Annotated in this window: 17 protein-coding genes; 12 read left to right on the forward strand and 5 right to left on the reverse strand. The window is 66.5% G+C overall.

What is annotated here, in order from left to right:
- Positions 1–88 precede the first annotated feature (88 nt).
- The 4 genes from trpB (at position 89) to CLN94_RS02800 (ending at position 3,096) form a co-directional block, all read left to right on the forward strand.
- Positions 89–1,321: a tryptophan synthase subunit beta gene (gene trpB, locus CLN94_RS02785; protein ID WP_096430918.1), complete on the forward strand. Its 1,233-nt coding sequence runs from the start codon at positions 89–91 to the stop codon at positions 1,319–1,321.
- A 197-nt stretch (positions 1,322–1,518) separates the two neighbouring features.
- A complete protein-coding gene (locus tag CLN94_RS13905; protein ID WP_179300212.1) occupies positions 1,519–2,016 on the forward strand; it encodes a PepSY domain-containing protein in 498 nt (165 codons plus the stop codon).
- Positions 2,017–2,127: 111 nt separating this feature from the next.
- Positions 2,128–2,571 (forward strand): hypothetical protein, encoded by a 444-nt coding sequence (locus CLN94_RS02795; RefSeq protein ID WP_143598868.1) that lies wholly within the window; start codon positions 2,128–2,130, stop codon positions 2,569–2,571.
- A gap of 24 nt (positions 2,572–2,595) precedes the next feature.
- Positions 2,596–3,096, forward strand: coding sequence for a helix-turn-helix transcriptional regulator (locus CLN94_RS02800; RefSeq protein WP_096430924.1), 501 nt, complete (start codon positions 2,596–2,598; stop codon positions 3,094–3,096).
- Here CLN94_RS02800 and CLN94_RS02805 read toward each other — a convergent pair.
- Positions 3,093–4,049, reverse strand: a complete 957-nt coding sequence (locus CLN94_RS02805) for a zinc ABC transporter substrate-binding protein (protein ID WP_096430926.1) — start codon at positions 4,047–4,049, stop codon at positions 3,093–3,095. The two genes, CLN94_RS02800 and CLN94_RS02805, sit on opposite strands and share 4 nt — an antisense overlap.
- 84 nt (positions 4,050–4,133) lie before the next feature.
- On the opposite strand from CLN94_RS02805, the gene CLN94_RS02810 reads away from it, so the two are divergent.
- From CLN94_RS02810 to CLN94_RS02820, 3 genes are read left to right on the forward strand one after another with little or no spacing between them, the layout of a single operon-like run.
- Complete coding sequence (locus CLN94_RS02810; protein ID WP_096430928.1) at positions 4,134–4,628, forward strand: Fur family transcriptional regulator; 495 nt, start codon at positions 4,134–4,136, stop codon at positions 4,626–4,628.
- Complete coding sequence (locus CLN94_RS02815; RefSeq protein ID WP_096430930.1) at positions 4,625–5,395, forward strand: ATP-binding cassette domain-containing protein; 771 nt, start codon at positions 4,625–4,627, stop codon at positions 5,393–5,395. Before CLN94_RS02810 ends, CLN94_RS02815 begins: the two co-directional genes overlap by 4 nt.
- Entirely contained in the window at positions 5,388–6,173 is a 786-nt protein-coding gene (locus tag CLN94_RS02820) for an iron chelate uptake ABC transporter family permease subunit (protein WP_096431443.1), read from the forward strand. The genes CLN94_RS02815 and CLN94_RS02820 overlap by 8 nt, the downstream gene beginning before the upstream one ends.
- 3 nt (positions 6,174–6,176) lie before the next feature.
- On the opposite strand, the gene CLN94_RS02825 is transcribed toward CLN94_RS02820, so the two are convergent.
- The gene (locus CLN94_RS02825) at positions 6,177–7,505 is read right to left on the reverse strand and encodes a UDP-glucose dehydrogenase family protein (RefSeq protein WP_096430932.1); all 1,329 of its coding nucleotides are present in this window, start codon (positions 7,503–7,505) and stop codon (positions 6,177–6,179) included.
- A gap of 317 nt (positions 7,506–7,822) precedes the next feature.
- On the opposite strand from CLN94_RS02825, the gene CLN94_RS02830 reads away from it, so the two are divergent.
- Entirely contained in the window at positions 7,823–8,008 is a 186-nt protein-coding gene (locus CLN94_RS02830) for a hypothetical protein (protein ID WP_179300213.1), read from the forward strand.
- Positions 8,009–8,150: 142 nt separating this feature from the next.
- On the opposite strand, the gene CLN94_RS02835 is transcribed toward CLN94_RS02830, so the two are convergent.
- Together CLN94_RS02835 and CLN94_RS02840 are read right to left on the reverse strand one after the other, a co-directional pair.
- Positions 8,151–8,825, reverse strand: a complete 675-nt coding sequence (locus CLN94_RS02835; protein ID WP_096430934.1) for a YjbF family lipoprotein — start codon at positions 8,823–8,825, stop codon at positions 8,151–8,153.
- The gene (locus CLN94_RS02840; RefSeq protein WP_096430936.1) at positions 8,822–10,930 is read right to left on the reverse strand and encodes a YjbH domain-containing protein; all 2,109 of its coding nucleotides are present in this window, start codon (positions 10,928–10,930) and stop codon (positions 8,822–8,824) included. The genes CLN94_RS02835 and CLN94_RS02840 overlap by 4 nt, the downstream gene beginning before the upstream one ends.
- 250 nt (positions 10,931–11,180) lie before the next feature.
- On the opposite strand from CLN94_RS02840, the gene CLN94_RS02845 reads away from it, so the two are divergent.
- Genes CLN94_RS02845 through CLN94_RS02860 form a run of 4 tightly spaced genes read left to right on the forward strand, consistent with a single transcriptional unit; the run spans position 11,181 to position 14,435 of the window.
- Complete coding sequence (locus tag CLN94_RS02845; RefSeq protein ID WP_096430938.1) at positions 11,181–12,200, forward strand: TRAP transporter substrate-binding protein; 1,020 nt, start codon at positions 11,181–11,183, stop codon at positions 12,198–12,200.
- Positions 12,197–12,760 carry a TRAP transporter small permease gene (locus CLN94_RS02850; protein WP_096430940.1) on the forward strand — a complete coding sequence of 188 codons (564 nt, stop codon included), beginning with the start codon at positions 12,197–12,199 and terminating at the stop codon, positions 12,758–12,760. Before CLN94_RS02845 ends, CLN94_RS02850 begins: the two co-directional genes overlap by 4 nt.
- Complete coding sequence (locus CLN94_RS02855; protein WP_096430942.1) at positions 12,753–14,063, forward strand: TRAP transporter large permease; 1,311 nt, start codon at positions 12,753–12,755, stop codon at positions 14,061–14,063. Before CLN94_RS02850 ends, CLN94_RS02855 begins: the two co-directional genes overlap by 8 nt.
- 54 nt (positions 14,064–14,117) lie before the next feature.
- Positions 14,118–14,435, forward strand: coding sequence for an antibiotic biosynthesis monooxygenase family protein (locus CLN94_RS02860; protein WP_096430944.1), 318 nt, complete (start codon positions 14,118–14,120; stop codon positions 14,433–14,435).
- 6 nt (positions 14,436–14,441) lie between these two features.
- Here CLN94_RS02860 and CLN94_RS02865 read toward each other — a convergent pair whose 3' ends face one another.
- Entirely contained in the window at positions 14,442–14,915 is a 474-nt protein-coding gene (locus tag CLN94_RS02865; protein ID WP_096430946.1) for a YdcF family protein, read from the reverse strand.
- Positions 14,916–15,018 lie beyond the last annotated feature (103 nt).

Genomic DNA, 15,018 nt, shown 5'->3' on the forward strand with positions numbered 1-15,018 from the left:
GCAGCGCATGATATTTTGCGCCGCTAACTTTACCGCCCCCCCCATTCGCGCTATCTGCGGAGGGACAGATTTTTCAAGGTGACTGCGCATGTCCGAAGACCGCCCCAACAGCTTCATGAACGCCCCCGACGCGAAGGGCCGTTTCGGCATTCACGGCGGGCGTTTCGTGTCGGAAACGCTGATGCCGCTGATCCTCGATCTCGAGGCCGAGTATGAGCACGCCAAGACCGACCCGACCTTCTGGGCCGAGATGGAGGACCTCTGGCAGAATTATGTGGGCCGCCCGAGCCCGCTCTATTTCGCTCCGCGCCTGACCGAAGAGCTGGGCGGCGCCAAGGTCTATCTCAAGCGCGAAGAGCTGAACCACACCGGCGCGCATAAGATTAACAACGTGCTGGGGCAGATCCTGCTGGCGCGGCGCATGGGCAAGACCCGGATCATCGCCGAAACCGGCGCCGGTCAGCACGGCGTTGCGACCGCCACGGTCTGCGCGAAATTCGGCCTGAAATGCATCGTCTACATGGGCGCGACGGATGTCGAGCGGCAGGCGCCGAACGTGTTCCGGATGCGTCTGCTCGGCGCCGAGGTGGTGCCGGTGACGTCTGGCCGCGGCACGCTGAAAGACGCGATGAACGATGCGCTGCGCGACTGGGTGACCAATGTGCGCGACACGTTCTATTGCATCGGCACGGTGGCGGGCCCGGCGCCCTATCCGGCGATGGTGCGCGACTTTCAGGCGATTATCGGGCGTGAAACCCGCTGGCAGCTTGAGGCGCAGGAAGGCGAGGGGCGTCTGCCCGACACGATCATCGCCGCCGTGGGCGGTGGCTCGAACGCGATGGGCCTGTTCTATGAATTCCTCGACGACCCGAGCGTGAACATCATCGGTGTCGAGGCTGGCGGGCTCGGCGTTGACGACCGGATGCAGCATTGCGCCTCGCTGACCGGTGGGCGTCCGGGCGTGCTGCATGGCAACCGCACCTATCTTCTGCAAGATGACGATGGCCAGATCCTTGAGGGCCATTCGATCTCGGCGGGGCTCGACTATCCGGGCATCGGGCCCGAGCATAGCTGGCTCCATGACATCGGCCGCGCCGAGTATGTCTCGATCACCGATGCCGAGGCGCTGGGTGCGTTCCAGACGCTGTGCCGCACCGAAGGCATCATCCCTGCGCTCGAATCGAGCCACGCGCTCGCGCATGTGATCAAGATCGCGCCGACCCTGCCCAAGGACCATATCATCGTGGTCAATCTCTCGGGCCGGGGCGACAAGGATATCTTCACCGTCGCGAAGCACCTCAAGGTCGATATCAAGATCTGAGGCCGGACGATCTGTTAAATTTCCGCTAAACCCACGCGAAAGCGTGGGTTTTTGCGTATAAACTTTTGATATATGCGGCTCAACCAACGACAGAACAGGGTGTTTTAGTCCTTCGGTTCAATAGCCGGCCCGGCAAAACTCCTCTCTATTGGGGTCATCGCGGCACCGATCCGCCGCCGGAACCAAGGGAGACAGAGATGAAACGTAAATTCCTGATGCTGGCCACCGCGGCCACGTTCGCCGGGGGCGCGGCTTCGGCCGAAGTCTCGACGCAGTCGATCATAGACGGTTTCACCGCGCAGGGCTTCACCTCGATCGAGATCAAGCGCGGCCCGACCGAGATCAAGGTCGAGGCGAGCGATGGCACGACCGAAGTCGAAGTGATCTATGACCGCGAGACCGGCGAGGTCCTGAAGCAGGAAACGCACACCGTGCGCGAAGGCGAAGACATGAGCCGGGGCGTCTCGGTGCGCGATCGCGACGAGGACTTCCTCGATGACGACGATGATGACGATGACGACGACTCCGATGATGATTCCGACGACGACTCGGATGACGACGACGATCACTCGGGCAGCGGCTCGGATGACGACGACGATGACGACGATGACGATCACTCGGGTAGCGGCTCGGATGACGACCATGACGACGATCATGGCGGTTCCGGTTCGGACGATGACGGCGACGACGACTGAGCAGTGTCGAATCTGTCGACGTGCTGTGGGTAAGCCCCCTTGCCCGCAGCACAGCGCCCCCGCATTATCGGGGGCGCTTCTGATGTCAGGAGCGTTCGGGAAGGGTCTCTCATGAACAGGCGCATGTTCCTGTCACGGCTGGGTGCGGGTCTTGCCGCTGCCGCGCTGGCTCCGGGTCTGGCCCGGGCCGAGGCGCCGGTCGATGCGGTGGTGCGCCAGCTCGAGTCGTTCGGCTATCGCGACGTTTCCGTCCGGCGCACGCTCCTGGGCCGGATGCGGATCACCGCGCGCCGGGGCGACACCGAGCGTGAGATCGTGCTGGACCCGCGCACCGGAGAGATCCTGCGCGACCTGCTGCGCGATCGCCGTGGGCGCCATATCCCCGAACTGAGCGACGGGTCGAGCGCGGGGCGGAGCTATGACAAGGACTCCGGCTCTTACGACGACGACCGCGATGATCGCGACGACGATGACGATCATTCGGGCTCCGACAGCGATGACGACGACTCGGACGACAGTTCCGGCTCGGGGAGCGGTTCGGATGATGATGACTGAGCGAAGCGGCGCGAGGTGCCGCCTGTGACGCGTATCCTGACCCTTCTGGCCGTTCTCGCGATCCAGGCGCTCTGTGCGCTGTTTTTCGTCTCGGATATCCTCCTGTCGGTGTTCGGCGTCTATCTGGAGCCGATCTCGTGGCAAAGCCGCGAGGTGCTGGAGATCGGTGCAGCGATCGGGCTGATCCTGGGGGTGATCCTTGGCGCGATCATGCTCTGGCGATCGTTGCACGAGGCGCGCGAGGCGCGTGAAAAGCTCCGACGGGCGTCATCGGCCTTTGCCGAGGTGCTTGAGGAAAGATTCGTGGAATGGGGCCTGTCGCCCGCCGAGCGCGACGTGGCCCTGTTTGCGATCAAGGGGCTTTCGACCTCCGAGATCGCGGCATTGCGCACGACCTCGGAAGGCACGGTCAAGGCGCAGACCGCCGCGATCTATCGCAAGGCGGGGGTGAGCGGGCGGCCGCAGCTCCTGAGCCTGTTCATCGAAGACCTGCTGGAGCCGCCCGAGCCGGGGCCGGGCGCTTAATCGGCGAGGCAGGCGGTCAGCGTATCGGCCAGCCCCTGCATCAGCCCTTCGTAAAGCGCCGGGCCATAGGGGAGGCTCGAACCCGACGGGTCCAGCGCGCCGCCCAGTTTCACACCCGTGCCTTCGACGAGCTGGCGGACCTGTTTCGGGTCATGCTGAGCTTCGGGGAAGGCGCAGACCACGCCGCCTGCCTGCAAGTCGGCGCGCAGCTCCGAGAGGTGTTCGGCCCCCGGCGCAGCGGCATCACCAAGCGCGACCGTGCCCGCCTGCGTCAGCCCGTAATGCGCGGTGAAATAGCCGTAAGCGTCATGGAACACGACGAAGGGGCGCCTCGCGATAGGCGCCAGCTCGGCGGCGATCCGGGTGTCGAGCGCCGCGATCCGCGCTGCCGCCGCCTCGGCATTGGTGGCATATTGCGCCGCGTTAGCGGGGTCGCGGGCCGAGAGTTCTTGCGCGATCAGGCCCAGCCAGCTTTGCGCATTGACCGGATCAAGCCAGACATGCGGGTCGGTGCCGCTGTGGTCGTGATCGTCATGCATGTCGGCCTTGGCTTCGGCCTCGTGGTCATGGTCGTCGTGTGTCTCCTCGGTGTGGTCATCATGGTCATGCGCACCCGCGCCAAAGGCCTGCAGATGCGTGCCGGGGGCGTCCAGCAACGACAGCGCGCCGCCCCGGCTTACGCCCTCGATCGCACGCCCCAGCCAGGGCGTCATTTCCGGCCCGATCCAGACCACCAGATCGGCCTCTTGCAGCGCGCGCGCCTGCGAGGGGCGGAGTTGATAGTTATGCGCGTTGGCGCCCTGCTCCAGCAGCACCTCGGGGGCGCCGACACCTTCCATCACCTGCGCGACAAGCGACTGCACGGCGGGAATATCGGTGACGACGCGCGGCACTTCCGCATTGGCGAAAGCGGGGAGGAGGGCGAGCGGCAAGGAGGCGAGCAAGGGCTTCATGTCGGGTCCATTCTGGTCTTGTTGATCCGGTCGAATATATTTATGTTATATCGTAACGCGTCAAGATGAATGTGACAGTATAACATGAAAAACGAATCCCAGCCGTCACTGGCCTTTGCCAGCCATGACCACGATCACTGCGCGCGCGACACGCTGGCGCGGGCCGAGGATGTGGCTGCGCGCGCAGGCGCCCGGATGACGCCGGTGCGCCGCCGGACGCTTGAGATCCTGTTGCAGGAACACCGCGCGATGGGCGCCTATGAGGTGCTGGAAAAGCTGGCGGCCGAGGGCTTCGGCTCGCAGCCGCCGGTGGCCTATCGCGCGCTGGAATTCCTTGTAGACCAAGGGCTTGCGCATCGCGTGCGGCGGCTGAACGCCTTTGCGGCCTGCATGCATCCGGGGCAGGCGCATGCGCCCGTCTTCCTGATCTGCCGGGCCTGCGATGCGGTGGCCGAAGCGGCGGGCGAGCCCGTGCGCGCGGCCCTTGATGCCGCCGCCGCCGAGGCCGGGTTCACCGTCGAGCGCGCCAATATCGAGGCGCTCGGCCTTTGTCCCGCCTGCGCCGGAGAGGCCGTATGACGCCGCTTATCCGCGCGGAGAATCTTGCCGTGGAGTACGGTGAGACCCGGGTGCTGGCCGGGGTCGATCTCGCGCTTGAGCCGGGCGAGATCGTGACCATCGTCGGCCCGAACGGGTCGGGAAAATCGACGCTGGTGCGGGCGCTGATCGGGTTGGAAACGCCCGCCGAGGGGCGCGTGATCCGCGCGCCGGGCCTGCGCATCGGCTATGTCCCGCAAAAGCTGCATATCGACGCGAGCCTTCCGATCACGGTGCGCCGGTTCCTGTCGCTGCCGCGCCGCGTGAGCGATGCCGAGGCCGCCGAGGCGCTGGCCCATACCGGCGTGCCGGGGCTTGAGACGCGCCAGCTCGCGCGGCTTTCGGGTGGGCAATTCCAGCGCGTGCTGCTGGCGCGTGCACTCCTGATGCGGCCGCAGATCCTGATCCTCGACGAGGCGACGCAGGGGCTCGACCAGCCCGGCACCGCCGCCTTCTACCGGCTGATCGAGGATCTGCGCACCGAAACCGGCTGCGCGGTGCTGATGGTCAGCCATGACCTGCATGTGGTGATGTCGGCCTCGGATCGGGTGATCTGCCTCAATGGCCATGTTTGCTGCGAGGGCACGCCCAAGGTGGTGTCCGAGGCGCCCGAATATCGCGCGCTTTTCGGGCTGGGCACCGGGGGCGCCTTTGCCCTTTATCGCCACGAACACGACCACGAACACGAGGGCGGGGCGGCCTGCACCCATGACCCCGCACATGAGCACCATCACCATGACCATGCTTGACGATTTTCTGATCCGCGCGGCGCTGGCCGGGCTTGGCCTGACGCTGGCCACCGGGCCTTTGGGGTCTTTCGTAGTCTGGCGGCGGATGGCCTATTTCGGTGACGCGACCGCCCATGCCGCGATCTTTGGCGTCGCGCTGAGCTTCGCCTTCGGGATCTCGGTCTATGTCGGCACGCTGACGGTGGCGCTGGGAATGGCGCTGACGGTGGCGGGGCTCTCGGGGCGCGGGCACGCGATGGATACGGTGCTAGGCGTGCTGGCGCATTCGGCGCTGGCCTTCGGCCTGGTCGCGGCCTCGTTCCAGTCGGGGCTGCGGGTCGACCTGAGCGCCTGGCTCTTTGGCGATATCCTCGCGGTCAGCCGCACGGATCTTGCGATCGTCTGGGGCGGCGCGGCGCTGGTCGCGGCGCTTCTGGCCTGGCGCTGGCAGGGGCTGTTGACCGCGACGCTGAACGAGGAACTCGCGCGCGCCTCGGGGCTGAACCCGCGGGCCGAACGGCTCGCGCTGACGGTCGCGCTGGCGCTGACGGTGGCGGTTTCGATCAAGATCGTGGGGGCGTTGCTGATCGCGGCGCTGCTGATCATCCCGGCGGCCACGGCGCGCCAGATTGCGCGCAACCCCGAGGCGATGGCGCTGGGTGCCACGGCGGTGGGGGCGGCCTCGGTTCTGGCGGGGCTTTACGGCTCGCTGCAACTCGACACCCCCGCCGGGCCGTCGATCGTGGCGGCGGCGGCGGTGCTGTTTACGCTTTCGCTGATGGTCCGGCGGCGCGGCTAGGCGTCAGTCGTCCTGCTCGCCCAGCGTGCGGCGCCCGACACCGATATAAGCCTCGAAGCCCGCGCGTTTCGCATCGCGCGCGGTATAGATGTTGCGCAGGTCCGCCATGCGGGCGCTGGTCATCTTTTTCGCCATCTTCTTCAGGTCGAGGCCGCGGAACTCGTTCCACTCGGTCAGGATCACCACGCAATCGGCCTTGGTCGTGGCCTTGTACGGGTCCTCGACCCAATGCACGCCGGGCAGCAGATGTTCGCCCTCGGCGCGGCCCTGCGGATCGACGACTTTGACCTTGGCGCCACCACCCACCAGCGCCGGCACGATCGTCAGCGCGGGCGCGTCACGCATGTCATCGGTGTTCGGCTTGAAGGTCACGCCCAGCACCGCGATCGTCTTGCCATTGAGCGTGCCGTCGCAAAGATCGACGATCTTGTCGATCATCCGGCGCTTGATGTCTTCGTTCACGCGGATCACCGTCTCGACGATTTCCATCGGGCTGGAATAATCCTGACCGATGCGGGCCAGCGCCTTGGTATCTTTCGGGAAACACGAGCCGCCATAGCCCGGCCCCGCGTGCAGGAACTTGTTGCCGATGCGGCCATCAAGACCCATCCCGCGGGCCACTTCCTTGACGTCCGCGCCGGTCTTTTCACAGAGCCGCGCGATCTCGTTGATGAAGGTGATCTTGGTCGCGAGGAACGCGTTGGCCGCGTATTTGATCATCTCGGCGGTTTCCAGATCGGTGTACTGGATCGGGAATTCGCGCAGGAACAGCGGGCGATAAATCTCGCCCATCACCTCTTTCGCGCGCTCCGAGGTCACGCCGACGACGACCCGGTCGGGGCGCATGAAATCGTCGATCGCGGCACCTTCGCGCAGGAATTCGGGGTTCGAGGCCACGTCGAATTCCAGATCGGGGCGCGCCTTGCGGATCACCTGCCGGACCTGACGGTTGGTGCCCACGGGGACCGTCGATTTCGTCACCACCACCGCGTAGCCGGTCATCGCATGGGCGATTTCCTCGGCGGCGGCCATCACATAGCTCAGGTCGGCATGGCCATCACCGCGCCGCGTCGGCGTGCCGACCGCGATAAAGATCGCCTCCGCATCTGCCACCGAGGCCTTGAGGTCGAGCGAAAAGCTCAGCCGCCCGGCCTCGACATTCTTCGCCATCAGTTGCTCGAGCCCGGGCTCGTAGATCGGCACCTCGCCGCGTTCGAGCATCTCGATCTTGCGCGGGTCCTTGTCGACGCAGATCACCTCGTGCCCGAAGTCGGAGAAACACACGCCCGACACCAGTCCGACATATCCGGTCCCGATCATCACGATTTTCATCTAGGTTCTCCCGCCCGGGCTGCGGCGTGATTCTGCGGCCGCACGATTTCGGAGCACAAATGTGGCTGTTGCAAAAAGCGTATTATCGCGGCTTAGGCACGGGGAAAACACAGAAATTTTTCCCATGCGGACATCCGCGCGGCGTCCGGGCCGAAAATACAGGCGCTTTCCGTTACGGGATGTGCGAAACTGCAACAGTCGCCTCAACCATATTGAGGACATTCCGTTTTCCTCTTTGCAATTCTCGGGGCCTGTGTAAGTGTCACCCCGATGCTGCCGACAGTTGGCGGCTGTCTCAAGTAATGACGGAGATTACTATGAAAAAACTCGCTACCCTCGCTCTGGCCCTCGGCCTGACCGCCACCACCGCTGTTGCCGGCGGCTACGAAGCCCCGGTCGTCGCTCAAGAGCCGGTCGTCGCCGAAGGCGCGTCGTCGTCGAACGCCGCGATCCTGATCCCGCTGCTGCTGCTGGTCGGCATCGCCGTGGCGTCGAACGACTAATAGGGTTCGGGCGCAAGCCCAGACCAAAGGCCGGGAAGCTGAATGGCTTCCCGGCCTTTTCGTTTGTCCGGGGGCCGCGCGCAGGGCCGGGCAGCAAAAAGGGGCCGCGTGGGCCCCTTTCGCATAAAGATGTGCTCGTGGCTCAGTCGCGCAGCTGCGTGATGTTCAGATAGCCCATGCGCGGCCCGATCCATTGCCGCGACGCCAGGATGCGGCCATCCGCCCCAACCATATAGCTGTTCTCGGCCCCCGCCGGCGCGCAGGTCTCGGAGACCGGCGTCACCGTCACGCCCTGCTGCTGCATTGGCGCGCCCGGCGCGATCGTGCAGGTCATCGGCAGCGGCCGTTCCAGCCCGTCACCGTCCAGATAATATTGCACACGCTTCGCCGTGCCCGCCTTGCGCGCGCCGATCAGCGCGGCGCTTTCCGCGGTCTCCGACGACATCAGGTCGCGCCCAAGGCCCCGCGTGCCCGCCATCATCCCGTCGCGCAGGATCAGCGCGCGGTTGTCGGGCGAGATGAAGGTGCGCATCGCGCCGTTGCGCCCGCGCTCGGCCATGACCATCGGCGTGGGGGCCCCTTCGAACTGTGCCAGCAGCACTGGCCCGCTGTTCGCGGCCAGCGCATTGGCGGCAATCGTGGCCACGTCCTGCGGCGCACCGGCCTTGGCCTTGCGGCCGGGCAGGGCGCTGGCCAACGACCCGGCCAGCAGGCTGCCACCCGTCGGTGCCGCGCCAAGCCCCGCGCTGTCACGCGCACAGGCCCCCAGCGCCAGTGCGCAGAGCAGAGCCGCCGGGATCGCGCGCTTCAGGCTCATCGCCACACGCGGCCCCAGTCGTCATAGAGCGCGCCGACATGGGTGTCCTTGATGGTTTCGTAAAGGCGCCCCTCGACATCCACGCGCGCGCCGCCATCGCCGATCGACTGGCGCACGGTATGGTCGAAGGTGGCCAGCGTCGGCTTGCCCTGCGCCCAGGACAGCGGGATCGACAGGCGGATGCCCTTGTCAAAGCCGCCTTCGCCGAACTCGGCCTGGCTCATGTCGGTGAGCGTCGCAAAGGCGCCGACCTTCCAGCCATTCGCCAGCTCGCGATCGACCGAGACCGTTGCGCCCCAGTCCTCGGCGAGGTAGCGGCCGAGATCGAGCTGCCCGGTCAGGCCCTTGCCGAAGTCGTAATAGGCCGAAACATGGCCCGAGACCGTGTCGTAATCTTGGAAGCCGAAATGCTGGTCATAGTCGCGTTTCTTGACCCAGTTCAGTTCGGCGCCAAGGGCTAGGCGCGAATCCACCGGCTTCCACAGCACTTCGCCCGACACGCCGCCATACATCCGTTCGAGATAGCCAACCGAGACGCGCGAATAGAGGTTGTCGCCCGGGCGCCCGTACCACGACAGCATCAGGTTCTGCACCGCAAGGTCGCCCTCTTGCTTGTAGAGTCCGATATCCGAGCGCACGACCGCCGGCGAAGTCAGCGAGGGCGTGTAGGTGCCGTCCTCGATATTGCCCGCGGCGCGCTGGCGCACCGTGCCCGACAGCAGCAGCCCCGGCGCCAGCTCGAAGCGGCCCTTGAACTGCAGCCCGACATCGGCGCGCATATTCTCGCCCGCCTGATGCGGCCCGAGGTCGAGATAGGGCGAGAGCGCGAATTTGTAGCGCGGATAGAGATCGGGGTTGGCGTCATAGCCCGCGGTGCCAAGTGCGGCCTCCGAGATCGCGGTCTTGGCCAGAATCTCATGGGCGGGGCCGTTCTCCATCGCCTCGATATCCGAGCGTTGCAGCGTCGTCGACGAGGTCGGCATGCCCTTTTCCACCAGCGTGATGGTAAAGCTCTCGACCGAGGGCGGCATCGCGCGGGTCAGGATGCGCGCGACATGGCCGATCGCCTGCGGGCGCGCGTCATAGGTTTCGTTGCGCACGCGCAGCTCGACGCCGGTCGCGGTGAGCTTCATGCTTTCCAGCAGCTGCCCGTCGGCCTTGAGCGCATCGGCCACCGATTTCTGAATCGCGGGACGCGCGGTCGGATCGGCGCTCCAGGCGCCCGTCCAGCCGTCGACATCGGCGCCCGGCGCCACGCGCGGACGCACCGGCAGCGGCGCGCGCTCCAGCCCCGAAGGCGCCGGCGGGTTGCGCGGGTCCAGCGCGATATTCACCTGAATGCCGACCTCGGAGCCGGCAAGGTAATAGGCGCCCACGCCGATCATCTCGTTGAATTTGTAATCCGCGCCGATATTCAGCGAGGTCTTGCGGTCGAAGCCGTTCGCCTCTTCGGCGAGATAGGCGTCCGAGCTGAGTTCGGCCTTGAGCGTCAGCCGGTCGCTGGCGGCATAGGCCAGACCCGCGAAGGGCGCGACAGGGCCGCGGAACCACATGTCGGAATTAATGTCGCCATCGCCCGAGGGCGCGGGCCGAGTGCCGCCGCCATGGCCGCCCTCGGTGCCAAGGCGCCCCCAGCCGAGACCGGCAGTGGCCTTGATCCGCGGGCCGAAGCTTTTGGTGGCGACAAGGTATTCCGATGAATAGGTGCCCGAGCCGACCATATCGCGCAGGCCGACCGCGACCGCCGGGCGCCAGCCCTCTTCGCTCAGGATCTGCCAGTGCAGGTCAAAGCTGCGGTCCTTCAGCGTGTCGCCGCCGCCCAGCTCGTCCGAGCGCGAAAACCGCAGCGTGCCGGTCAGCGAGGGCAGGATCTGAAAGCTGAACGAGCCGCGCATGTCGCCATCGCGCAGCGCCACCGTCGAGGAAAACTCGCCATCGGGGCGCACCTCGGCCGAGGGCATGTCGATCAGGCCGGGCAGGCCGAAGCTGTTGAACGAAAACCCCGTCGTCGGTTCCGCCCCGGCGCCACCCGCCAAAGCCGTCGTCATCCCGAGCGCCGCGATCATCGCAGCCTTGCCGAATCCACCGTATTTCCGAACCGTCACGAGCCTGTCCCCCTTCGATTTCCCCCTCTTTAACGCGGATCGCGCGCGCGTGCGAGAGGCAAGCGGGCTCAGGCGCGATTTCGCGGAACCTGTTGCGCGTAGAGCCCGTACGGGCGGGCGCGATTACAAGGGGGCAGGGCGCGCAAAATTTCCCCTCGCGCACGTCGCTCATGGGCTGCAATCTGTCGGGCGCTCTCTGGACAGAGAGGGTTCGTGCATTGATAAAGCGCCTGACAGGACAGGAGGATCCATGAAACGCATTCTTGCCACTGCCATGCTGGCCCTTGGGCTCGCGAGCCCCGCACGGGCCGAAGAGGTCACGCTTCGGCTGCATCAGTTTCTGCCGGAGAACAGCTTTGTTCCGGCCCAGATCCTGACGCCCTGGATTGCCGCGGTCGAAGAGGCCTCGCAGGGTCGCATCAAGATCGAGCATTACCCCTCGATGCAGCTGGGCGGCAAACCCACCGATCTGGCCGATCAGGCGACCGATGGCGTCGTCGACATCATCTGGACGCTGCCGGGCTACACGCCGGGCCGCTTCCCGCGCACCGAAGTGTTCGAGCTGCCGTTCATGGTTGCTGACGCCGAGGCCGCCTCAGCCGCCTATTGGGACCTTGCGCAAGAGGAAATGGTCTCCAATGATTTCAAGGATCTGCACCTGTTGGGCGCCTGGGTGCACGGGCCGGGCGTGATCCATGCGAACCGGCCGATTTCGAGGCTTGATGACTTCAAGGGCATGACGCTGCGCGGCCCGTCGCGGGTGACCACGAAGCTGCTGGAGCATCTGGGTGCGACCGCGGTCGGCATGCCGGTGCCGGCGGTGCCCGAAAGCCTCGCGCGCGGGGTGATCGACGGCGCGCTCCTGCCGTGGGAGGTTTCGGCCTCGCTCAAGGTGGGCGAGATCGTGCATAACCACACCGAATTCGCCGGCCCCTCGATCTATACCGCGACCTTCATCCTCGCGATGAACAAGGGCCGCTACGAGGGCCTGCCCGAAGACCTGCGCGCCGCGATCGACAGCGTCTCGGGCGCGGCCTTCTCGGCCAATGCAGGCAAGGTGCAGCAGGGCGAAGACGTGCCGTCGCGTGCTTTCGCCGAGGGTCTGGGCAACACGATCGTCACCATTCCCGCCGAGACTACGCCCGAATGGGAAGCCGCCTCGCAGCCGGTGATCGAGGCCTGGGCGACCGAGATGTCGGAGCAGGGCATCGACGGCGCCGCGCTGATCGCGCGCGCGCGCGCCCTGATCGCCCAGCATTCGGCCGAGTGAACCCGCGCGCCACCCATAAACTGATCGCGCCGCCCGTGCGTGCCTTTGCACTCCTGGGCGGCGTTGGTCTTTTGGCGCTGGTGGCAATGGTCTGTCTCAGCGCGCTGGGGGCGCTGGCGCTGAAATTCGCGACCTCGGCCTGGGCCGGGGCGCATGCGGCGGGGCTGGCGCAGGCCATTCTCGACAGCGGCATCGGCCCGTTCAAGGCCAGCTTCGAGATCGTCGAGCACGCCCTTCCGCCGATCGTTTTCGCCTTTCTGCCGCTGGTGCAGCTGCGCCGCGCCCATGCGCAGGTCGATATATTCGTGCAACGCCTGCCATCCCCCGCGCGCCGCGTGCTTGAGCTGCTCTGGCAGGCGCTGGCGGCGCTTCTGCTGGCGGTTATCGCCTGGCGGCTGGAGGCGGGGATGCAATCCAAGATGCGCGCGGGTGATACGACCTTTCTGCTGCATCTGCCGGTCTGGTGGGCCTATGCCGCCTGCCTGCCGGGCGCGGCGCTTGGCGCGCTGACGGCGGCCACGCTCGGGTTGCGCGCGGTGCTGGAGGGCAGGGATGTCTGATCTGGCGCTCGGGCTCTGGTCTTTCCCTCTGCTGCTGGTGCTGATCGCGCTGCGCGCGCCGATCGGCTTCGCGATGCTGGCGGTGGGCGCCGGGGGGCTGTGGCTCGTGACCGGCAGCCCTAACATGTGGCTCGCCAAGATGAAGAACGAGTCTTTCTCGACCTTCGCCAATTACGACCTCGCCGTGGTGCCGCTGTTCCTGCTGATGGGGCAGTTCGCGACGCAGGGCGGGCTGAGCCGGGCGCTGTTTCGCGCCGCCGAAGCCTGGATCGGGCATCGCAAAGGCGGGCTGGCGATGGCGGCGATCGGGGCATGCGCGGGGTTTGGTGCGATCTGCGGCTCGTCTCTGGCCACGGCCGCCACGATGGGCCGCGTGGCCCTGCCCGAGATGCGCCGCGCGGGCTATGCGGGCGGGCTGTCGACGGCGGCGCTGGCGGCGGGGGGGACGCTTGGCATCCTGATCCCGCCTTCCGTGGTGCTGGTGATCTTTGCCATGCTGACCGAGCAGAATATCGCGCGCCTCTTTGCCGCCGCGGTGCTGCCGGGGCTCTTGGCGGTGGCGGGCTACATGCTGGCCGTGCGGCTTTACCTGATCCGCAACCCCGAGGCCGCCACGGCCCATGCGCCCTTGCCCTATGGCGCGCGGCTGCGCGCGCTGGTCGGCGTCTGGCCGGTGCTGGCGATCTTTGCGACGGTGGTGGGGGGGGTCTATGGCGGCGTGGTCTCGCCGACCGAAGGCGCGGCGCTCGGCGCGGGCGCGACGGGGCTGGTCGCGGCACTGCAGGGCGGGCTGCGGGGCGGCGGGCTCTGGCGCGCGTTGATCGCCACGGCCGAGACCACCGGAATGGTGTTCCTGATCATCCTCGGCGCGGCGGTCTACAACGGTTTTCTGGGCTTCACCCGGCTGCCGCAGGAAATCGCCGAACTGGTCACCGGCTTTGGCGTCGGCCCCTGGGCGGTGCTGGCGCTGATCCTCGTCATCTACCTGATCCTCGGCTGCTTCATGGATTCGCTCTCGATGATCCTGCTGACGATCCCGACCTTCTGGCCGATCTTTCAGGGCCTCGACTTCGGCCTGCCGCCCGACCAGGCCGGGATCTGGTTCGGCATCCTCGTGCTGATTACCGTCGAGGTCGGGCTGATCACGCCGCCGGTCGGGCTGAACCTCTTCGTGATCGGCGCGCTTGACGGGCGCACCCCGGCTTCGGCGACCTGGCGCGCGGTGATCTGGTTCGTCGGCGCGGACCTTCTGCGCATCGCGCTGATCTTGACGCTGCCCGCGATCGCGCTGGTGGGACTCTGAGCGGGGTTGATTTTCCGCCCGCCTGTGCGAGCATGGGGCAAAGGAGGATCTGCCATGACCGAAATTAGCAAGGATTTCAACGGACAGACCGTGATCTGCACGTTCGAGATGACCCCTGCCACCGCCAATGAACTGATGGATGCGCTGAAGGATGCCTACGACAACTGCATCCGCCACCAGCCGGGCTTCATCGGCGCGGGTCTGCATATGAACGACGCGCAGACCCGGATCGCGAATTACTCGAAATGGGAGCATCGCGACAATTACAAGGCGATGCTGCGCACCCCCGAGATGATCCAGCGCAACCGCCATATCGCCACGCTCTGCCGCGGCTTCGAGCCGGTGATGTATGAGGTGATGGCGGACTTCTGAGCCGCCTCAGCCGCGCCGCAGGATCTGCCAGCCGGTCTTGAGAAAGGCCGCCGCCTCGCGCAGCACGGCGCGGCGCTTTTGCCGGGGACTGAGCCCCTCGGTGCTGGCCGCTTCGCCCCGCGCCACAAGCCCCTGCGCCCGTGCAATCAGCCGCGCGCGCGGCAGGTGATAGCCATCGCTCACCAGCAGAACCTCTTGCAGTTCGGGGCAGAGCGCGCGGGCCTCGGCAATGTTTTCCCAGGTTGTTGAGGATCGGGTCTCCAGCAAGATCGCGCCTTCGGGCACCCCCGCCGCCACAAGCAGATCGCGCATCACTTCGGCCTCGCTGGGCCCGTGGCGCCCGACGCCTCCGCAACAGATGATCCGGTCGGCGCGCCCGGCGTGAAAGGCGCGCGCGGCCTGTTCGCTGCGCCGTCGCAGGGCCGGAGAGGGCTGGCCGCCCGGCCAGACGGCGGCCCCGAGGATAAGCGCGGTTGTCATGGCGCGAGGCTAGGCGGGGCTTGCGCGCGGGGCAAGCGCCCCGCACACCGCAATGTGATCGAACCCGCCGGATGGGCGCGCTAGACTTCGCCCAGAGAGAGGA

Source organism: Pseudothioclava arenosa, from assembly GCF_002358085.1.
Lineage (GTDB): Bacteria > Pseudomonadota > Alphaproteobacteria > Rhodobacterales > Rhodobacteraceae > Pseudothioclava > Pseudothioclava arenosa.